A 19398-nucleotide genomic window follows, 5' to 3' on the forward strand; every position below is an offset into this window, starting at 1 on the left:
CACTCGCTTTCCGCGGGGAGGAACCTGAGCTTCCTCGCTGCGCTGCGGGATCTCCGTTTTCCCTCTCTTTCCCGCAGGAGTCGAGTGTCCTACGCTCCATTCCACCCTGTTTCCAACGTTGTTTTCACAATCAACCAAAAACCTGAACGATTAAAAGTTATGAACTCTCAATCGTTCAGGTATAGTAGAGGCTGAACTACTTATGTCTCAGTCTCTTTTTGTTATGCCTTAGAAATATGTAAGTTAATCCAATTTATATCATTTTTCACAAGTAAAATGTTGTTAACCAAAAGAAAAAGGCAATCGTATATACTACGACTGCCTTTTTCTTTATTTTGTAGGAGCTGGTTTAGTATCTGATTTACTTTTTAGGAACGTCATTCTCTTTTTTAAATAATAACCTTGTCCAATACCAAATAAGTTACCAATTACCCAATATAGAGCTAAAGCTGACGGAAGTGTAAAACCGGCTACTAATACGAAGATTGGCATAATGTTCATCATCATCTTCATTGGAGGCTGAATTTCATCCGTCATACTTACACGAATTTGTAAGAATGTTGTAATAGCTGCAATAATTGGTAAAATAAAGTATGGATCTGGAGCACCTAAGCTTACCCATAAAAATGAATGTTCCGCAATTTCTCCCGTACGTGCAATGGCGTTATAAAACGCAAAAATAATTGGCATTTGAATTAAAATAGGTAAACATCCACCTAGTGGGTTAATTTGATGTTTTTGATACAAAGCCATCATTTCTTTTTGAAGCTTTTGCTGCGTTTCAGGATCTTTTTTACCTGCATATTTCTTTTGTATAGCTTCCATTTCCGGGCGTAATGCTTGCATAGCCATCGTGCTTTTTTGCTGTTTTAAAATAAGCGGTAATAAGACTAGACGAATAATAATCGTGACAGCAATAATTGATAAACCATAACTACCACCAAGGAATTCTGCTACCTTTGTCAAAGCAAGAGACAGTGGATATACAAAGTAGTGATCCCAAAATCCACCGCTTGTAGACGTAACAGGATTTTGTGTACTACACCCTGCTAATGCAATTAATACCATCCCTAAAACTGCTACTAATTTATAATGTCGTTTCATTTTCTTTCCTCCTAATTGTTTAAATGATTACATTAAGCAAAAATAAGAAGGAAAGGGTCTTCTTCATCCGTGTTTTTTTCTTTTACCGGTGTTTTTCTATATACATGACTAAGCGTCTTCAAACGCTTCCATGCCGTAAATACTGCTACGCTAGTTTGAATACAAGTCGATTCTCTTAGCTCCTCTGTGCGTACCGCTACATACCTCGATTCCCGAAGCATATAATAGCAGACTACATAAGCCATAAGGGCAGTTAAGTACGGAACATATAGAAACAAATCATGATAAAAATCCATATGTTTACTCTCTTTCTAAACTGTAGTTAATGAATCTACTAGTAGTGTAGCATTTACAATGTGCTGACACAATACGTACGTCTTTATCTTCTACGGTTTATTTGTGAAAAAGTTTCATCAAGGCTTATATTTTATAGAAAAGAGTTTGGGACATAACAAAATGATGGCTTCTAAAAGACGAACACTAGCTGTTCCCATCTCTTTGGTTTGTCTCAACACGTTCGTTCCACTGCGCTACGGCCACTCGCTTTCCGCGGGGGAGGAACCTGAGCTCCTCGCTGCGCTGCGGGATCTCCGTTTTCCCTCTCTTTCCCGCAGGAGTCGAGTGTCCTACGCTCCATTCCCCCCTGTTTCCAACATTGTTTTCACAATCAACCAAAAAAACCTGAACGATTAAAAGTTATGAACTCTCAATCGTTCAGGTATAGTAGAGGCTGAACTACTTATGTCTCAGTCTCTTTTTTCACTTCACAAGAAGCTTTTCAATCTCTTGAATTGTAGGTAATGCCGTCATCGCACCTTTTGTTGAAGCTGCTAGTCCCCCAGAAACACTTGCAAAGCGTCCAAAAGAAGTAAGCTCTTCTTCTGTCAAATCTGAAAGTTGACCATTATATTGATTAATGGAATAAAGCATACCAGACACAAAGGCATCTCCTGCACCTGTTGTATCAACAGCGTTCACTTTCATAGCGGAAATAGCTACTTTTGCTTTAGAAGATACAGCTAGGCTTCCCTCTGCTCCTAATGTAATAATTAAAAGCGGGATAGCATAATGGCTTAACGCTTCCACTCCTTCTTCAATCATTTCTTTTCCGGTAATAAAAGCAAGCTCTTCTTCTGAAAGCTTTACAATATCTGCTTTTGGAAGCATCTCTAGAATGGTACGTTTCAATTTTTCTTCGTCTTTCCACAACGTTAAACGAACATTAGGATCGAATGACACAAGAACATCATTCTTCTTCGCAAGTTCTACAGCTTTCAAAGTGGCAGAGCGGGAAGGTTCACTAATCATTGAAATCGTACCGAAGTGAAGAATACGATTTTCTTTAAATAGCTCTTCATCAATTTCTGCTTCGTGAAAAAAGCGATCTGCGCTTGGATCAATGTAAAAATTAAAGCTGCGGTCACCGTCTTTATCTAACGTAACGAAAACCGCTCCTGTACGTGCTTCATCTGTAAGCAGCATGTTGTTTGTATTAACACCATATTCATCAAGCGTATCTTTTAAAAAATGACCTAATACATCATTCCCAACTTTCCCTAGGAATGTGGATTTCAAGCCTAATCTTGATACTCCTACCGCCACGTTTGCAGGCGCACCCCCTGGACTTTTTTGATATGTAAGATTCGTATGATCTAACGGAATAAAGTCAACTAATGCTTCTCCTAATGAAATAACACCGTTTTTCATTTTTTTCCCCTCTCTTTCTTTATGAGTATAAATTAAGAAAAGTGGAGTAAAATGAACTGTCATTTTACTCCTACTTTTCTTTTACCTTCTTTATTCTTCTTCTAATTTCATAAACCACGTAACAATAAATGCTACTCCTACCGAGATAACCATTCCAATAATATAGTTAATTAAATTACTCATCCCAAGTGGAGCTGCAATAGCCATCATCGGGATACCTGTTAAACCGTATGCGTTTGCAACAACATTCGTTAACACAACATATCCACCACCAGCAGCACCACCTATAGCTGCTGCAATAAATGGTTTACGTAACTTTAAGTTTACACCAAAGATAATTGGTTCCGTAATCCCAAGAAACGAAGAAACAGCGGCTGGAATTGCGATTTTCTTTGTTTTTGCATTCTTTGTTTTAAAATATACGGCCAATCCGGCACCACCCTGTGCAACATTAGCGCATGCCCATATAGGAAGTAAGAAATTAACTCCGATATCAGGGTTTGCAAGAAGTCCTGCTTCAATTGCATGAAAACTATGTTGTAGTCCTGTTAATACAATCGTGGAATACAAACCACCAAACACGATCCCAGCAAATACACCCGCTACGTCATACATTGATTGTAAACCAATTGAAATCAAATCACCAATATATCTTCCAAATGGTCCAATAAATAACAGAGAAATAAACCCTGTAACAATAACTGTCAAAAATGGTGTTACTAGTAAATCAATTGCGTTTGGAACAACTTTACGCAACCCTTTTTCAATTTTACTCATCACATAAATCGCAAGTAAAATCGGTACAACGGTACCCTGATAGCCAATTAACGGAATACTTAATCCAAAAAAGTCCATATATTCAGGCTTGGCATCTGCTAAGGTCCATGGGTTTAATAGCATTGGATGAGTTAATATTCCACCCATTACGGCTCCTAAATACGGATTCGCTCCAAATTCCTTAGCAGCTGAAAATCCTATCAAGATTGGCAAGATGATAAACGCGGAACCTGAAAACATATCTAGTAAAATGAAAAGTGAGCTGTCTTCTGAAACCCACTTAAATGCTTTCATCATTCCAAGTAGCCCCATTAGTAAACCACTTGCAACAATGGCAGGGATAATCGGAACAAAAATATTTGAAAGCATACGAGCAAACCTTGCGAAAGGATTCATCTTTTTCTTCATTTCTTCTTGATGATTTTCAGGCTGCTCTGTTGTTTGATTCTCTACACCTAACTCTTTCATAAATTCTGCATGGACTTTATTAACAAGTCCTGTGCCAAAAATGATTTGAAATTGCCCTGAATTAGAGAAAGCACCTTTAATATCGTCTATTTCATCTAAACCTTTTTGATCAATTTTGCTTTCATCTCGAATGACTAAACGCAAGCGCGTAGCGCAGTGCTGAGCGCTGGTAACGTTTTCTTTTCCACCTAAAAGCGGAACAAGCTTTTTCGCAATGTCTTTCACATCCATGCGAACGCCCCCTTTATCACATGTTTTTAATATAGTTTCTGCGATTCAACTAGCCAGATGACAACAAAAAAGACCTAAAACGCGTACTCAAATACATATACACAACAGCAGTGCATACATATTTCACGCATTTTAGGTCTTGCCTGCTTAACCAGTCACAATCCCGCTTATTCAATTAATACGCTTTCATTGTATCTATTTCGACATTGTTCGTCAAGACTTTTTTAGGCCCTTTGACCAATTCTTTCAATATGGAGCGTAATATAGCCAAGTTCAGAAGGTGGAAAATTTATGTCATATTCGGCTTTCAGAAATGCTCCAATCTTTAAAGCACATGTATAAGCACGCTTGTACTTAGTTTGCAGCATGTTCAACATATCTTCATCCATTGAATGAAAAGGCTCATCTTCAGCAATTCGATTTAACGCAAAGCGTAAATGAGTGAGTAGTCGCTGGTACGAAATGCTCTCTTCATCAATTTTAAGGTCAAGTTCTTCTGTAATAATCTCAATCATTTCGTTGATGATTGTTGTATTCATTATTACCTGTTCCATATTGGATGTATGCAATTTAGCTGTATGAATGTGAAGAGCGATATAACCTGCTTCATCAATTGGCATCTGAACTTTTAAACGTTTAGAAACTTGTTCAATCGCCCATACACCTATATCGTATTCCGGACGATATAGTGCTTTAATTTCATGTAAAAGTTTATTTTGAATTAAAATTCCTCGAGATAACCTTTCAATTGCAAATGATAAATGATCACTTAAAGCGATATGAACATGATCACTAAGCATAACGCCTAGCTGCTGTTCCGCATACGAAATAATTTCTTCTGCCACTTGAATATGCTCTTCAGGTAGGCTTTTTAATATTTCTTGAAATTTTTCATTTTCTTCTTTCATTACAAAAACTTTTTCAACTTTGGCTTTATTTAAAATATCATTTTTGCTTTTTTGAAAGGCAATCCCCGGGCCCATTACAATCTTTTCAATTTTTCCTTCTTTTACAACGGCTGCATTGTTGTTTAATACTTTAAATATCTTCAACCGGTTATTCCTCCTCAGCAGGAAGAAGGTGACAAATTTATTTCATTGTCACTTTCGCACATTGAGTTTGTCCTTTTTGAACATCACCACTTGCTACAATTTCAAATGAATCTGCTGCGTCGCTATTCGTAATGACAACAGGCGTAATAATACTTTTCGCTTTTTCTGTCACTAATGGTAAATCAAACGTAATAAGAGGTGTGCCTACTTCTACCTTATCGCCCGCTTGAATATGCGCTTCAAAGCCTTCCCCTTCCATTGCTACTGTTTCCAGTCCAATATGTATAAGTACTTCCGTACCTGCTTCTGTTTTTAATCCGACAGCATGCTTTGTGTGGAATAATTGGACTACCTCTCCTGCCACTGGAGATACTACTTGTCCATCGGTTGGTTCAATAGCAAATCCATCGCCCATCATTTTTTGAGAAAACACCGGGTCTGGAACTTGCTCTAATGGAAGGATTTTGCCAGTCATTGGTGCCGTTACTAGTGTTTCTTTAGATTTCGTCTTACCGCCAAAAAGTTTTTTAAACATGTTAATCACCTTTCCTTTATCATTTTATTGGTAGCATACCCCTTTATTACCTTTGAAAAACGTAGCTTTATTAAGAAGAAACTTCTTCTTATATCCTCAACATTTGTATACAATGCTCCCCTCATTAGATCAGGATATTGAGATAAATATGTTCACTATTTAAACATGCCTACGATGTATTGTAAACAAAAAAGTTCTTTCGATGGAATAATATCGGAATTGATTTAACTCGCTGAAATATAAAAAAGAGTATAGCCTTTACCATACTCTTTTTTTCACTACTTATTAAAATGTCTTTGCCACACTTTTTGCTTTCTCTACTGCATTAGCTAAAATTTGATCTGCTTCTGCTGGAGCATAAGCCATGCCTTCAGCAACAACTAATTCAACATCTTGAATACCAATAAAGCCCATTACAGTGCGGAAGTATTTCTGTGTAAACTCAAGTTCTGCAGCTGGTCCTTCGCTATAAACACCGCCGCGCGCTTCTAATAATGCTACTTTCTTTCCAGTAGCTAATCCAACAGGTCCGCTTTCAGTGTACTTGAATGTTTTCCCAGCAATCAAAATGTTATCAATATATGCTTTCATAAGTGGTGGAAAGCTTAAGTTCCACATCGGTGCTGAAAAAATTACTTTATCAGCTTGTAAGAACTGCTCTAATAAAGCTCCCATACGCTCAACTTTTACTGTTTCATCTTCTGTTAGCTCTTGATTTGCTCCAGCTTTCCCCCAAGCGCTTAACACATCAGAATCAATTAAAGGAACGCCTTCTTTATAAAGGTCGACTGTTGTTACTGTATCACTTGGATTCACCGTTTGATACTCATCTAAAAATGCTTGAGCTAAGCGTGTTGAGAAGGACGCCTCATCAACTTGTGGATTTACTTTTACATATAACACGTTTGTCATAGTTCTCATCTCCCGTTTATCTTTAAATTATTTATTTTTATTTCAAGATTTTAATTTTGTTATTATCTCGAATTCAAGATTTATTATATAATTCTGTTCTTTATTCGTCAACCGTTTAAATGATTTTTTTAAAATTTTTCCGAAACAAAAAAATATCCGCACTATCGAAAGTAGTTAACTCGCGATAGTTCAGATATATCATTGACTGAGATACTTATGTCCCAACCTCTTTAATAACACTGAAATTCGTTCACTCGATCTAAATCAATCCCAGCATATATCCAGTTGAATCCAGTCCAACGATACCCTGCTACGGATTTGCGGCCGACATATGTTGGATAGAACCAATATGACCGCCCACCTTTTGCCCAGATATACGTGTATTTATACAGACAACCTGCTATCGAACCAGGATCTACAGCATAAAGAGATGGTCCTCCCGAAGAAGCTAATTGAGGTGTAAAAGCAGGCGGTGGACCTGTTGGGGGACCACTTTGACCAGAAGGTGGTGGAAAACCTGGTACGCCTCCCTGCCCTGGTGGTGGAGGTGGTGGTAAAAAGCTTCCACCTTGTCCTGGTGGTCGCGGTGGAAAACCTTGCCCACCCTGTCCTGGAAATATAATTTGAAAGCGAGGGTCGTAATAATATCGATACATATATATTCTCCTTTCCAATGTGCATTTAAATTACTATATGCTTCACTTTTTGAATAGGTGAATATCCATACACTAGGTTTTTCGAGTAGGATCATATTGCGACATGTATCGTTCAATAAATTGATATACAAAAAAGATCAAAACGAATATTGGAGTTAAAACAAAGGGGTGTTGAATGCAACGTTTAACAAAAACTGATTCAAACATAGGAATTTCTTTTAAAACTTTAAAGAGAGACTGGCTGCTTCCTACTATGGAGATTAAAATAAAAATCCCCCATAAAATCCCGTTGCTATATGACCAAAAGAGATGGATTGTATAAAAGCTGAAACTAGCAATAACACCGCTAACAATACCACCTATAATTGTTTTCACTGTGAAAGGAATCGCAATAAACCATCCTACTCCTATACCTGCACAAGCAGCACAAATACTTGAGAACATAAGCGTTTCTTCCACTAATACAAACATCGTAAAAGCGGTTATAAAGCTTGTGCTCATTGCCGTATATACAGCAGCTAAATTGCCAGCTTTTGTTGATATATAACCATGGTGACACACGGTATAGTAACAGGAACACCAAATGAATAAGCCTACAAGAATCACGCCCCAAATCATAAGCTAATCCTCCTTATCCTCTATTATATAAGAGACTCTTTCACTCAATTTTCATTTTTATCTATTAAATTTACTAGTGATTAGCAATTGATTAAATTATCTTTTATATAGTAATCTCTATGATAAGATTGCTAGATTTAGTCCTATCCACCTTAAAAATCTAGCAAAAAGATGTAAAAGGCAAAATGTTATCGTTTGACCTATTTATATTGTAGAATGATTCATGTATAATAAGAGGCTGTATGATATTATCTTCATCATAGTGAAGATATCTTTTGTGGCTTAACACTAGCGTGCCACATTAAGAATATAATTAGATTCGATATTGATAGGTGAATAGTATGGGTGAAAATCAACGAAATGTTAGTAGATTTGACTGGAATTTAGCTTTTCTTCTCTTTCTTTTTTTCTGCGTAAGTATTACTGCTATTAATAGTGCACAAACTATTGGACAATATGATTCAAACTTTGTTATTAAACAAGTTGCTTTCTACGTAATTGGAGCAGTAATTATTGCATTTGTAATGCGACTAGATTCTGATCAATTACAAAAACTCTCGTGGGTCTTCTATGGTTTTGGAAACTTCCTTCTAATTTTCTTAATTATTGCGCCGAGCAGTATTGCTCGAGAAATTAACGGTGCAAAAAGTTGGTTTACACTACCTGGCTTTTCATTACAGCCTTCTGAGTTTGTAAAAGTTTTCTTGATTATTGTATTGAGTAATATTATTGTTAAGCACAACGAAAAATATCGCATTCGCACGATACGTGAAGACCTTTTATTACTAGCAAAAATGGGGGCAACATTAGGTTTTCCTCTGCTTCTTGTGATGCAGCAACCTGACTTAGGAACTGCGCTTGTTTTATTAGCGATTTTTGTAGGTCTGGTCTTTGTATCGGGAGTAACGTGGAAGCTAATTGTTCCTGCTTTTTTAGGGCTTGGTTCAATAGGTGCCGGCATTCTTGCACTAGTAATTTATGCTCCTGATTTCCTTGAAAAATATTTAGGTGTTAAGCAGTATCAATTTGGTCGGATCTATGCATGGCTAGACCCAACCACTTACAGCACAGGTGAAGCATATCACTTAGTGAAATCACTGAATGCTATCGGTTCTGGGATGGTCAACGGAAAAGGCCCGGGAAATGGCGTTGTTTACATTCCAGAAAGTCAAACAGACTTTATCTTTGCCGTAATAGGTGAAGAGTTCGGTTTTATAGGAGGAAGCATTGTTATCAGCTTGTTTTTCCTTCTTATTTATTACTTAATTAAGCTTGGATTAGAAACAAAAAATGAATTTAACTCTTATTTATGCGTAGGTGTCATTACGATGATCACCTTCCACGTCTTTCAAAATATCGGTATGACGATTCAAGTATTACCAATTACAGGTATCCCTCTACCATTTATTTCTTACGGTGGTAGCTCCCTAATGGGTAGTATGTTTGCCATTGGATTAATGTTTGGAATATCTTGGCACCAAAAACGATATATGTTTGGTACAGAGTAAAATAAAAAGAGCGGTATAGAATTAACGGGTTCGGTTTTGAAGCATAAAATCAAAACTCGCAGCCCAATTCGTTACTGTTTTAACATTAATATCAACAGTAAGTTGTAACAAAAAAAGCAGTGGATTTCGTAATCCAACTGCTTTTTTATATTTTCGCTTCTTTTTTGATTATGAATAAGTTCTATTATCATTTTTATACTCAACGATAGGGAATTTAATAATAAAATTATACCTATTTTTTATCCAGGAAATTTTTTAATGGCTTCTGAAGTACGTCCACAATGGCTATGAGGATACTTGTTGCAAAAATTCCTATCAAACTTATCGATATAGGTCCTGCTGCATCATCTCCTGTGATTATAGAAATCACCTTTAAGCTTATTATCATTAATACAATGAAGAAAATGGCTGTAAAAGCACATTTTTTTATAACCTTTAAAGATTTAAGAGATAACTCGGAGAAAGCGTTGTTCCTTTCGATATAGGTTAATAGTTTATATACTTGATACAGCGTAAAAGAAAATGTAATACAAATTCCATACGCACATACTAAAAGGGGATATAGCGAGTAATCCCTACCAGGATGTGCTTCTACGTCTTTAATGGTTCACACAGGCATCCAATAAATACACAAAGTAAACACTGCAATTCCGATTAGAAAAATAATGACCTTTAAGGAAGTGGTGGAACCTCGTTTAACAATTATTTAAAACACCTCCCTTATTTAATGACAATATGATTATAATATGCATTTTATCGTTTTCAATAAAATAAAGAGGTGAATAGTCACCTCTTTATGCTATCTATATCGAAGATTCTAAGCCAATTCGCCCCATCGCTTTTTTGGTAGCACCGTTCATCCCTTGTAATATTACCTTTTTATTATTGCTTTCATACTTTCCTATAACTTTCGCCACGGCTAACATTGCAGATTGATCCCAAACGTAAGAGTTTGAAAAATCAACTACAATTATTGCTTGTTCATCTTCGTAATGAAATGCATTTACAAAAGCTGTTGTTGTTGCAAAGAAAAGAGGACCTTTAACGTGATAAACTATTCGATCAGACTCTTCTTCTTTTATTATTGTTAATCTCGCCATTTTCCAACCAAACACGACCGTACTAATGACAATACCAACCATAACTCCTAGCGCTAAATTATGTGTAAGCAGTACAACAACAACTGTTGCAATCATAACAACAGAATCCGATACAGGATACTTATGAATGTCTTTAACAGATCGCCAATCAAACGTGCCTACCGCTACCATAAACATGACGCCAACAAGCGCGGCCATTGGAATCTGCTTTACAACATCACCTAACACCATAATTAAAAATAATAAAAACACGCCTGCTATAAGTGTTGAAAGTCTTCCACGTCCACCTGATTTTACGTTGATTACAGATTGTCCAATCATAGCGCATCCTGCCATTCCACCGAATAAACCTGTAACTATGTTAGCAAAACCTTGTCCACGTGCCTCTTTATTTTTATTGGAATCTGTATCCGTCATATCATCTAAAACTGTCGCAGTTAGTAATGATTCTAACAAACCTACAATCGCTAACGGTAGTGAATACGGTAGAATAATCAATAATGTTTCTAGTGATAATTCTACTGCTGGAAAATGAAGAGCTGGTAGTGTACGCGTAATCTCTCCCATATCTCCTACCGTTTTCAAGCCAAATCCTCCACCAAAAATGGCCATGGTCGTCATAAATACAATCGCTACTAATGGTGCTGGAACTATCTTAGTTACAAGAGGGAATACATATACAATTAATAATGTTCCTGCTACCATCGCGTACATAGCCCAGTTCGCACCTTTAAAATGCTGAAATTGAGCAGTGAAAATTAAAATCCCTAACGCGTTAACAAAACCAAACATAACCGTTTGTGGTAAAAATGATAAAAACCTTCCAACTTTCAGCACACCTAAAACGAGCTGAATAATTCCAGTTAAGATTGTCGCCGCAAACAAATACTCAACCCCATGAGTTTTCACTAGATCAATCATTAAAAGAGCCATTGCACCAGTTGCGGCAGAAATCATTGCTGGTCTTCCCCCAGTAAATGCAATGACAATTGCCATACAAAAAGAAGCATATAGACCTACCATAGGATTTACTCCTGCAATGATGGAAAATGCAAGTGCTTCGGGAATTAATGCAAGTGCAACGGTCATTCCTGAGAGAATATCTCCTCGGATATTTGAAAACCACTGCTGCTTAATAGCTGCTACGCTCACTAAATCACCTCATAGTATATAGTAAATTGATTTTCGACTCTCACGAAAACCAAAGCCGTTTTGAACGTAGGTTATCGTATCATATCTTCTTTGAATTGAAAATATATTTTTTACGATCGTGTTGAACCGATTTCTTTTCTAATTCACACCATTAAAAAAGAGCGTAAACTGCACGCTCTTTTTTAGTAAAGTCCTACTCATTAACGTCGAGGTGGAACTTCCGTATAATTTAATGAATAGCTGACTGAAATTAAGCCAAATAAATGTTGAAATCGAGGCGGGTTTTTCACCTCCAAGGTCAACATTGCAAGTAAAAATAATTTACTCAACACAAGGAATGCTACCATTAAAAATAGTTTCTTGTTTCGTTTCAACGAATCATCGCTTCTCCTCTTTTTAACATAAAAATAAGAACAAACGATTATGGTTACATCTTTTATCTCTCATTTAAACAATAAAAGACCTTCACCACTAATCGGTAAAGGTCTTGCTAGACATTGTTTTACTATGCCAATAAAGCCGGTAGATTTCTCTACGAAATGTCGACTTTATTTCAGGAAAAACCTGACGCTACTCCCCTTTAAGGAATCTTATTCATAAAGATATTATAAGGGAATTGCGAACAGAATTCAACTATTTATTACTCATTGATTGCTGCTTCTAAAGCAACGATAATCATATCATTAAATGTTGTTTGACGCTCTTCAGCTGTTGTTTCTTCACCTGTAAAGATGTGATCGCTTACCGTTAAAACAGACAGCGCATTACGCCCATATTTAGCTGCTAGCGTATACAGTGCTGTTGTTTCCATTTCAACTGCTAGTACACCGTGTGCAGCCAGCTTTTCTAGTTGTCCATCTTCATTGTAGAATTGATCAGAAGTGAAAACGTTACCTACTTTTAGGTGTAATCCTTTTTCAACTCCAGCGTCATATGCACGCTTTAATAAGTCGAAATTCGCAGTTGGCGCATAGTCAATAGGTCCAAATTTCACGCGATTCATTTGTGAATCACTTGATGAAGACATAGCTAAAATAACGTCACGAACTTTTACATCTTTTTGAATCGCCCCACAAGTTCCGACACGAATTAAGTTTTGAACACCATACTCATTCATTAACTCATTTACATAAATAGCGATAGACGGAACGCCCATCCCTGTTCCCTGTACGGAAACACGTTTTCCCTTATATGTTCCTGTAAATCCTAACATTCCGCGAACTTCATTGTAGCAAGTAACATCTTCTAGAAATGTTTCCGCAATGTATTTTGCACGAAGCGGATCTCCAGGGAGTAAGATCGTTTCTGCAATTTCACCTTTTTTTGCCCCAATATGTACACTCATCTTTGTACCTCCTATTGTGTAAAAATGTTACCTTCTCACTATAACACAATTTGTCGAATTAATGACTGATTTCTTTCTCTGCCTTTCATTATTCCAACATTTTTGCTGAACTATGTACTGAAAAAAATGGCGTAATGAAAAACATGTTTCGAGGAAAGCTACTCAAGAACACTATTTTTAAATAAATGAGGTGATCATATGGGCAAAAAACATCGTAATCGCATTAATTCACCAAAGAAAAACAACCACATTCCTCAAGAAGCCATTATTGCGGAGCAAGAGGCACATGGTGATGAGCATACAGCAAATAAACGCAAAAATGGTCCTGGACACCATATGCGCGACTATTAACTTTTTTATTAAAAAAGCGGCCTGATTGGTCGCTTTGCTTTATCAATAATTGATTTACCGGACGTGAATCCGATTTACTCTTTGCCATCCATCCGTCCAAAGTTTATAATAATACTTTCCTCTAGTACCTTCATCAATTAATAAAATATCTCCTGTACTAATAAAACGAGCATTGCATTCTTTTGGCAAATTGTCAGCAATGTTGAACTGTTGAAAGACTTTAACCGCTGCATCTTGATGGTCGAGAGCTTTTACCGTTAAACGATGAACCGGTTTATATCCTCTTCTTTCTCCTTTTTCTTCTGTTTGCATAATTGTAACATCGTATTCCGTAATGATATTTAACTGTTTTTTTAAATTCGTCCACACATTCAAATGTCTTCCCTCCAAACCTCAATGTTCTATCCTGCATCCTATGTATGAATTAATACTATGTCATTTATATTAGCGATAGATAGATCAAAATCCTTCATTTCAAATACATGTTTTATTCATACTTTCTTTTATAATTAAACTACCTTAGCATAAATCTCTCCAAAAAAGCATGGCGTTCGCCATGCTTTTACTAGTGTATCATCTTGTTAAAGTCAGTGGATAACCGTTTGGTTCTAAATCAATAAAATGAACTATTCGTTAAGAATTTGTAATGGTATATATTATGTCGGGAACTGGTATTTCTTTAAAGAAGAATGCATGAATTTACGATAGAGCTGATACATGCTAATCGCCCAAGAGATACCCAAAGCATAACCGGCTAATACATCTGTTAAGTAATGGACACCTAAATACATTCGACTGAACCCAACTAATATGATTAGTAGAATAAAGCTTGTATAGGCGATACTTCTCACACTTTGTGTCTTGGAATACGCTAAAACAAGGCATAATAGTCCCACAAAAAATGCGCTCGAATTCATCGCATGGCCGCTTGGAAAACTGTAGTGTGATGCGTCAATTAGCTGACTCCATCCAGGTCTTGGACGTTCAAAAATTTCTTTTAAAAGCCAATTTAACCCTCGTACCCCCCAAAACACAAGGGTAATGAATAAGGCTGATATGCCTTGGCGTTTATACATCAACAGTATAACAAGGACAAGCCAAATTGGTGCCGTAACATACCATGATCCTAACGTTGTAATAAAAATAAAAAATGGTGTTAGCCAGCTTGTCCTCCACTCAAAAATTGTATGTAATACATCATAATCTAACTCTTTTACAAAATCCGTGTCAAACGTTAGCATTAGAATCACAAATAAGGCAAGTGCCAGGCAGACAGTAACAATATATTGTCTTCGCGTTAACATGTTGTGCTCTCCTCCATTAAACGATAAAGAAGAATGAATAAGAAGCATGCAAATACATGCTCCTTATGCAGTCGTTAGTCCTTTTTAGGCTGTTTATAGTGTTCAGGCTTTGGTGCCTGGTTCATAGCAAATTCATTTGAGAATTCTGGCTGTTGACGTGACGACTTTTTCATTCCTTTTTGATGTGTTTGATTACTTGTTTTATGAGACATGGTTTTCCCTCCCTTCCTCACACGTTTAATATGTGAAGAAGAAAGACAGACTATCCTAACTTATACGCTATATCTTGAAATAACTCGCTCTAGAGTGGCAGATAGCTGAGCAATCTCACTTTCAGACACTGTAACCCGCACAAGAGACTCATCAGCGTCTAATACCTCTGATAAAAAGCCACTAAACCCTCGAGCTTTACGATCAATTTCCAACAACAGTTCATATTGACCGTTACCTAATGATTGAACAATTACTTCTACTTCGTCTAACTTTCCATAATAAGGACCCTTAGCTGGAACGAATTCAAATTCTTGTACAAAAGGAAGTCGCTTTCGCATTCTTCTTGGTGCCTCTTCGCATTCCACTTGACGAAGACGAAAGCCAAGGTCTTCCATTGATTTCATCACGCTTGTAACCATCAAATTAGGAAGAACTTTCACATAATCAATATCGGACGGATCTACCGCATCTTTAATATCTAAACCTGTTGCCACCCATACTCGTGTTTTTCCAAGCGTAACGGGTGTATCATCAGGTAGTTGGAAAGTAAAAGGGATTTCTTTTTTTTCAGCTGGCTGAATAGTAAACGGCTCATTAATCTTGAATACATTGAGCTGTATATCTTGTTTGACCTTTTTATCATCTACTTCTTTTACATATGATGTAAACAGACGTAAGTAAATTCGGTCAATCGTCTGCTCAACATTGCCTCCATATACTTCTACAATCCCTTCAATCTTTTCACCTGCACGAAACTCGTCGTTTACTAGCTTTGCATCTACTCTAGCAGCACCAATACCGATTCGAGCTAATATCTTATTAAATAAAGCCATTAATTCCAACCTCCCCATTTCTACACTATATTAAAAGTTTAAAGCCTTCGTCTTTTTATCAGCAATAAACTGCAAATCCCCTTTGAGGTGCATCATATCTTCATAATAGCCATCGGATTGTAACATTTTGCGAATGATTGCTGTAAGCTCTGGTGATAACAAAAGTTCTTTTTCCCAACTCTTCTCTTTTCTTGAATTAGGTTCATAGCTTGAGTACAGCAAAAACAGCGCGAAATGCCCTAAAGCATATACATCACTTTGAACAGTTGTTCTTCTCATATACTGCTGTTCTGTTACTAAGCCTTCGACTTGTTCATCATCTCCTATAAAACGTGCTAAACCAAAATCAATGATGTAAATAACATCATCGACCTTAAGAATGTTTGGAATTCGCAGGTCACGGTGGACAATTCCTTCATTATGAAGAGATTCAATCACTTCTATTACTTGTAGCAATATTTGAACTACATCTTCTTCTTTGTATTTATAGTGATGTTCAAATATTAAGTCTTCAAACGTCTTTCCGTTAATATAGTCCATTATAATGAAAAATCCAGCGCTACTTTCCTCTACATCCAGTAGCTGAGGGACTTGAGGATGATTTATTCTTGCTAATATCTTTTTTTCATATTGAAAAGCTCGCATGCCTTGGTCAAGCTTTTGTTTCGTATTACGCAGCTGCTTGACTACTACTTGTGTTCCAAGCTTTTGATCCTTTGCCAGGTATGTAATACCATAGCTCCCCATTCCTAAAACACGGTCAATTTCATAACGGTTCTTAATTAATACGCCTTGTCTTAAAGGGCGGTCCATTAGAAATCGTTGAATTGATTTAAAAAAGTGCTTCATTTTGTCAATCAGCTAGAAGAAAAGCTGGAGAAAAAGCTTTTTTTCTTACGCTTATAATGATGATGTCCATACTTTGAATGACTTCGACTATCATAGTGACGTCCTTTTTTGTAGTCACTGCTGCTGTAGTGTCGTGGACGGCGACGGTGGTAATCGCTGCTGCTGTAGCGATGATGTTTTTTTGATCCTAATATTGAATTCAGTAGTTTTTTTATCATAATAACTCCCTCTTTTCTTAACACTTATTACCCTTTATACGTACTAATAATATAAAGGTTTCAAAAACTTTATTCCCCGTTTAGCTGCTTTAAAACGAAAAGGAGAACTTTTATGATTTATTCACTTCCATTCAAGGTTAACAAGACTATGACAATTGAAACAACGAACAACTTAGCACACTTAAATACGCAATCTTTAGCTATTTTATCTTCCTTTTCTAACACTTTTGAACTAAATGAGAAAGAGTCTAAGCTTGTTCAAAGAATTAAGAAAAACGTTCGCTTGCACAATAAAAACAACATTACGCGAACCCATGCTTATTTAGAATTTTATAAGCGTTACCCGGAAATAAAATGGGCGTTTTTAGCTCACCTCGTTTCTAGAAATGGCGGCTACTATATGACCGACTTGCAAACTACTTTCGCCAAAAAGCTTCTTTCTCCTGTTCAACAGCATGCTTTTTTTCTATTTTTAGAGCGCGCAAACGCTGCAATCTTTCAAGATGCTTTTTCTCAACTACTGTTATATGAAGAAAGTCAAAAGAATGGGCAAAATCTGTCTCACTTACTTACCGCCTTAGGAGTATCCGCATTTATGCATCCCATTTGGACTGAATTCATAAATGAACCTATGAAAAAAGAACATTTACTATCTCTTGCTTTAATTGTGAATGAACAGCATTATATTGAAAACAAGCTCATTCAAGATGGAAAAACAAAAGAAGACGTACTGGACACATGGCAGTTTTATGCACAAAGCTTTCTCGGTATGACCCAGGTGTTAATTCCTTATGAAAGTACTAACCAATTAGCTTTAGTTGGAGTAAACATTTCACAATTTTCTTCCCTTAAAAATCGAATTATTGCGGGGAAATTGCTTTATGCACTTCTGTTTCTTCATAGTCATTTATATTCAGGTACTTATTCGTTTGCAGATAGCGTAAAGCATACCGGAGCGAGACAAGACTATTCATCAAGTCTACACTCAAAATTTAACCATTTTAAGGCTCCTTCATCTACTTTACCTTTAGATATGTGCTGGGGAAACCGCGTCCATACATTTTTTAATCAGTCTGATTGGTTTGTAGGGACCTCACCTTATTCATACTTAGCAAAACTGGATATGCCCACTCTAATATAAAAACGACGAGCTGCCTCGTCGTTACATAAAGTACCGCTATTAAATTGCTATTATCTCTCTTTATTCTTCTTGCTCATCGATAATACATTTATCAATCAAATAATCAAATGTAATATCAGCCAACTCTCCTAGCTCTTCCTCAGCTGGAGCGTACCCCCGCTTTATTAGTTCATTGTAAAAGAACTCAGCGATTTCCTCTGTATCAATAACTACTTCGATTTCTTTCACAATATCACTCCTCACCCCGTCTCAGCGGGCAAGCGTAGCTTCATGAGCTCGCAAAATAGCAAAGCAAAGGACTAGCAAATATCTAATCTTACTAGCTCAAACTTTACTTTATATACTTTTATGAGCAAAAGTACAAGAGTATGTCTAAAATTTTCAATGCTATACGTCTCTTTCTATGTATAGCTTACCCTTTCTAACATACGCTTAGAATAACAGACATGGTGCTACGCTTTATCTTGCTCTGATTTGGAAATCTTGTGTAAATGTTTCAATACTAAGTTCATTACTTCTACATACTCATCATCTTGAAACATCTCATGCAATGTTTTGTAATCGTTATAAACATCTAACAAACCATTTATAATTTCATGCTTCTCTTTTGTTAATTTCATCTCTTCTTTTCCATGTCCATTTTGTTTTTTCATCGTCGGTAGCAACTCCGTCTTTTTAATTTCTTTTCCTAAATACAACATATCGATATTTTGTACATAGTTTTCTGTTTCCTCATGAGGAGTCACGAGAATAAGCTCTTCTTCACTAGCTTCAAGCCATTCTCCGTCAGTAACACGGGATAGTTCATACACAATATCTTCCCATGCGTCTTCTTTATATCGCCATATTTCTGTGCGAATGCCAATGATTTTAAACAATTCTTTTCCGTAATTAAACACTTGAACAATGTCACCAAAGAAATATTTATATTCCAACTCAACGCGTTCTTGTACTAAGATCTGTCCGTCATAATCTTCTAATAACTCAATTGTGTCTTCTAAAAACAGACCTTCACTATGGTTAATCTCATATACAAAGAGTCCATCCATCACTTTTATATCTGTAATGGTGCCAACGGTCCCATAGATCGTTACAACGATTGTATCCCCAATGCGGTATTTAGGCTTTTTCTTGCCTGCCATCGTCGCACCTCCTTGTTAAACTAACACCTACTGAAAAGTTACAATAGTATATGCAAAGATAGTAAAAGGGGAAGTATAACATCACCTCAATCAAGCCTGAAATACGCTGATTTTCACAAAAAAACAAAGAGGCTGGGACATAACTAGCCAAAAATAATGAAAAAGGGTTCTCATCATCGCAT

At 36.6% G+C, this 19398-nt stretch carries 24 protein-coding genes, 1 pseudogene and 1 riboswitch; of the genes and pseudogenes, 3 read left to right on the plus strand and 22 right to left on the minus strand.

The genetic code is table 11. The annotated features are described in order from the left end of the window. Positions 1–330: 330 nt before the first annotated feature. From yidC to AS180_RS17800, 10 genes are all read right to left on the minus strand, one after another. Positions 331–1104, minus strand: coding sequence for a membrane protein insertase YidC (gene yidC / locus AS180_RS17760; RefSeq protein ID WP_025911438.1), 774 nt, complete (start codon positions 1102–1104; stop codon positions 331–333). A gap of 32 nt (positions 1105–1136) precedes the next feature. Continuing rightward, positions 1137–1400, minus strand: coding sequence for a hypothetical protein (locus AS180_RS17765; RefSeq protein WP_025911440.1), 264 nt, complete (start codon positions 1398–1400; stop codon positions 1137–1139). A 184-nt stretch (positions 1401–1584) separates the two neighbouring features. Beyond that, a complete protein-coding gene (locus AS180_RS22805; RefSeq protein WP_139109224.1) occupies positions 1585–1779 on the minus strand; it encodes a hypothetical protein in 195 nt (64 codons plus the stop codon). Between the two features lie 84 nt (positions 1780–1863). After that, the gene (locus AS180_RS17770; RefSeq protein ID WP_025911443.1) at positions 1864–2811 is read right to left on the minus strand and encodes an aminoimidazole riboside kinase; all 948 of its coding nucleotides are present in this window, start codon (positions 2809–2811) and stop codon (positions 1864–1866) included. Positions 2812–2901: 90 nt separating this feature from the next. Further along, positions 2902–4287 carry a sucrose-specific PTS transporter subunit IIBC gene (locus AS180_RS17775; protein WP_025911444.1) on the minus strand — a complete coding sequence of 462 codons (1386 nt, stop codon included), beginning with the start codon at positions 4285–4287 and terminating at the stop codon, positions 2902–2904. A 224-nt stretch (positions 4288–4511) separates the two neighbouring features. Continuing rightward, positions 4512–5339 (minus strand): PRD domain-containing protein, encoded by an 828-nt coding sequence (locus AS180_RS17780; protein WP_062687225.1) that lies wholly within the window; start codon positions 5337–5339, stop codon positions 4512–4514. A gap of 37 nt (positions 5340–5376) precedes the next feature. Then, entirely contained in the window at positions 5377–5874 is a 498-nt protein-coding gene (locus tag AS180_RS17785) for a PTS sugar transporter subunit IIA (RefSeq protein ID WP_025911447.1), read from the minus strand. A 285-nt stretch (positions 5875–6159) separates the two neighbouring features. After that, on the minus strand, positions 6160–6786 hold the full coding sequence (locus tag AS180_RS17790; protein WP_025911449.1) for an FMN-dependent NADH-azoreductase: 627 nt from the start codon (positions 6784–6786) through the stop codon (positions 6160–6162). Positions 6787–7016: 230 nt separating this feature from the next. Beyond that, entirely contained in the window at positions 7017–7442 is a 426-nt protein-coding gene (locus tag AS180_RS17795) for a hypothetical protein (RefSeq protein ID WP_025911450.1), read from the minus strand. 72 nt (positions 7443–7514) lie between these two features. After that, positions 7515–8060, minus strand: coding sequence for a hypothetical protein (locus tag AS180_RS17800; protein ID WP_025911452.1), 546 nt, complete (start codon positions 8058–8060; stop codon positions 7515–7517). Between the two features lie 341 nt (positions 8061–8401). On the opposite strand from AS180_RS17800, the gene AS180_RS17805 reads away from it, so the two are divergent. Next, complete coding sequence (locus AS180_RS17805) at positions 8402–9568, plus strand: FtsW/RodA/SpoVE family cell cycle protein (protein ID WP_025911454.1); 1167 nt, start codon at positions 8402–8404, stop codon at positions 9566–9568. A gap of 232 nt (positions 9569–9800) precedes the next feature. On the opposite strand, the pseudogene AS180_RS21815 reads toward AS180_RS17805, so the two are convergent. From AS180_RS21815 to deoD, 3 genes and pseudogenes are all read right to left on the minus strand, one after another. Beyond that, positions 9801–10274, minus strand: a pseudogene (locus AS180_RS21815) (DUF2975 domain-containing protein). A 97-nt stretch (positions 10275–10371) separates the two neighbouring features. After that, positions 10372–11820, minus strand: a complete 1449-nt coding sequence (locus tag AS180_RS17815; RefSeq protein ID WP_025911457.1) for a SulP family inorganic anion transporter — start codon at positions 11818–11820, stop codon at positions 10372–10374. A 431-nt stretch (positions 11821–12251) separates the two neighbouring features. After that, positions 12252–12411, minus strand: a riboswitch (yybP-ykoY riboswitch). 49 nt (positions 12412–12460) lie between these two features. Continuing rightward, on the minus strand, positions 12461–13165 hold the full coding sequence (deoD, locus tag AS180_RS17820; RefSeq protein WP_025911458.1) for a purine-nucleoside phosphorylase: 705 nt from the start codon (positions 13163–13165) through the stop codon (positions 12461–12463). A 198-nt stretch (positions 13166–13363) separates the two neighbouring features. Here deoD and AS180_RS23310 point away from each other — a divergent pair, with 198 nt between their 5' ends. Beyond that, positions 13364–13516: a hypothetical protein gene (locus AS180_RS23310; RefSeq protein ID WP_167556116.1), complete on the plus strand. Its 153-nt coding sequence runs from the start codon at positions 13364–13366 to the stop codon at positions 13514–13516. 54 nt (positions 13517–13570) lie between these two features. Here the strand turns inward: AS180_RS23310 and AS180_RS17825 are convergent, their stop codons facing one another. The 6 genes from AS180_RS17825 to AS180_RS21820 form a co-directional block, all read right to left on the minus strand. Next, on the minus strand, positions 13571–13891 hold the full coding sequence (locus tag AS180_RS17825) for a hypothetical protein (RefSeq protein WP_025911459.1): 321 nt from the start codon (positions 13889–13891) through the stop codon (positions 13571–13573). A gap of 281 nt (positions 13892–14172) precedes the next feature. Beyond that, positions 14173–14820, minus strand: coding sequence for a phosphatase PAP2 family protein (locus tag AS180_RS17830; protein ID WP_025911461.1), 648 nt, complete (start codon positions 14818–14820; stop codon positions 14173–14175). Between the two features lie 74 nt (positions 14821–14894). Next, on the minus strand, positions 14895–15032 hold the full coding sequence (locus AS180_RS22810; protein WP_153301137.1) for a hypothetical protein: 138 nt from the start codon (positions 15030–15032) through the stop codon (positions 14895–14897). A gap of 60 nt (positions 15033–15092) precedes the next feature. Continuing rightward, entirely contained in the window at positions 15093–15866 is a 774-nt protein-coding gene (locus tag AS180_RS17835) for a sporulation protein (RefSeq protein WP_025911463.1), read from the minus strand. 30 nt (positions 15867–15896) lie between these two features. Further along, a complete protein-coding gene (locus AS180_RS17840) occupies positions 15897–16715 on the minus strand; it encodes a serine/threonine protein kinase (protein WP_025911464.1) in 819 nt (272 codons plus the stop codon). Positions 16716–16723: 8 nt separating this feature from the next. Then, positions 16724–16933, minus strand: coding sequence for a hypothetical protein (locus AS180_RS21820; RefSeq protein WP_076512741.1), 210 nt, complete (start codon positions 16931–16933; stop codon positions 16724–16726). 112 nt (positions 16934–17045) lie between these two features. Here AS180_RS21820 and AS180_RS17845 point away from each other — a divergent pair, with 112 nt between their 5' ends. Then, a complete protein-coding gene (locus tag AS180_RS17845) occupies positions 17046–18074 on the plus strand; it encodes a DUF2515 family protein (protein ID WP_062687226.1) in 1029 nt (342 codons plus the stop codon). Between the two features lie 60 nt (positions 18075–18134). Here AS180_RS17845 and AS180_RS21825 read toward each other — a convergent pair whose 3' ends face one another. The 3 genes from AS180_RS21825 to AS180_RS23650 form a co-directional block, all read right to left on the minus strand. Further along, on the minus strand, positions 18135–18302 hold the full coding sequence (locus AS180_RS21825; RefSeq protein ID WP_064484042.1) for a YozD family protein: 168 nt from the start codon (positions 18300–18302) through the stop codon (positions 18135–18137). A gap of 224 nt (positions 18303–18526) precedes the next feature. Beyond that, complete coding sequence (locus tag AS180_RS17850) at positions 18527–19216, minus strand: hypothetical protein (RefSeq protein WP_025911466.1); 690 nt, start codon at positions 19214–19216, stop codon at positions 18527–18529. Then, on the minus strand, positions 19194–19398 hold a 205-nt coding region (locus AS180_RS23650), incomplete at its 5' end, for a hypothetical protein (protein WP_220387612.1). The genes AS180_RS23650 and AS180_RS17850, both read right to left, overlap by 23 nt.

It is taken from the genome of Priestia veravalensis, assembly GCF_001457055.1.
Classification (GTDB): Bacteria; Bacillota; Bacilli; order Bacillales; family Bacillaceae_H; genus Priestia; species Priestia flexa.

Excerpts from the sequence above, each read along its gene's own strand:
- yidC (WP_025911438.1), bottom strand. The coding sequence starts at position 1,104 with ATGAAACGACATTATAAATTAGTAGCAGTTTTAGGGATGGTATTAATT.
- AS180_RS17765 (WP_025911440.1), bottom strand. The coding sequence starts at position 1,400 with ATGGATTTTTATCATGATTTGTTTCTATATGTTCCGTACTTAACTGCC.
- AS180_RS17770 (WP_025911443.1), bottom strand. The coding sequence starts at position 2,811 with ATGAAAAACGGTGTTATTTCATTAGGAGAAGCATTAGTTGACTTTATT.
- AS180_RS17775 (WP_025911444.1), bottom strand. The coding sequence starts at position 4,287 with ATGGATGTGAAAGACATTGCGAAAAAGCTTGTTCCGCTTTTAGGTGGA.
- AS180_RS17785 (WP_025911447.1), bottom strand. The coding sequence starts at position 5,874 with ATGTTTAAAAAACTTTTTGGCGGTAAGACGAAATCTAAAGAAACACTA.
- AS180_RS17790 (WP_025911449.1), bottom strand. The coding sequence starts at position 6,786 with ATGACAAACGTGTTATATGTAAAAGTAAATCCACAAGTTGATGAGGCG.
- AS180_RS17795 (WP_025911450.1), bottom strand. The coding sequence starts at position 7,442 with ATGTATCGATATTATTACGACCCTCGCTTTCAAATTATATTTCCAGGA.
- AS180_RS17800 (WP_025911452.1), bottom strand. The coding sequence starts at position 8,060 with ATGATTTGGGGCGTGATTCTTGTAGGCTTATTCATTTGGTGTTCCTGT.
- AS180_RS17805 (WP_025911454.1), top strand. The coding sequence starts at position 8,402 with ATGGGTGAAAATCAACGAAATGTTAGTAGATTTGACTGGAATTTAGCT.
- deoD (WP_025911458.1), bottom strand. The coding sequence starts at position 13,165 with ATGAGTGTACATATTGGGGCAAAAAAAGGTGAAATTGCAGAAACGATC.
- AS180_RS23310 (WP_167556116.1), top strand. The coding sequence starts at position 13,364 with ATGGGCAAAAAACATCGTAATCGCATTAATTCACCAAAGAAAAACAAC.
- AS180_RS17830 (WP_025911461.1), bottom strand. The coding sequence starts at position 14,820 with ATGTTAACGCGAAGACAATATATTGTTACTGTCTGCCTGGCACTTGCC.
- AS180_RS22810 (WP_153301137.1), bottom strand. The coding sequence starts at position 15,032 with ATGTCTCATAAAACAAGTAATCAAACACATCAAAAAGGAATGAAAAAG.
- AS180_RS17835 (WP_025911463.1), bottom strand. The coding sequence starts at position 15,866 with ATGGCTTTATTTAATAAGATATTAGCTCGAATCGGTATTGGTGCTGCT.
- AS180_RS17840 (WP_025911464.1), bottom strand. The coding sequence starts at position 16,715 with ATGAAGCACTTTTTTAAATCAATTCAACGATTTCTAATGGACCGCCCT.
- AS180_RS21820 (WP_076512741.1), bottom strand. The coding sequence starts at position 16,933 with ATGATAAAAAAACTACTGAATTCAATATTAGGATCAAAAAAACATCAT.
- AS180_RS17845 (WP_062687226.1), top strand. The coding sequence starts at position 17,046 with ATGATTTATTCACTTCCATTCAAGGTTAACAAGACTATGACAATTGAA.
- AS180_RS17850 (WP_025911466.1), bottom strand. The coding sequence starts at position 19,216 with ATGGCAGGCAAGAAAAAGCCTAAATACCGCATTGGGGATACAATCGTT.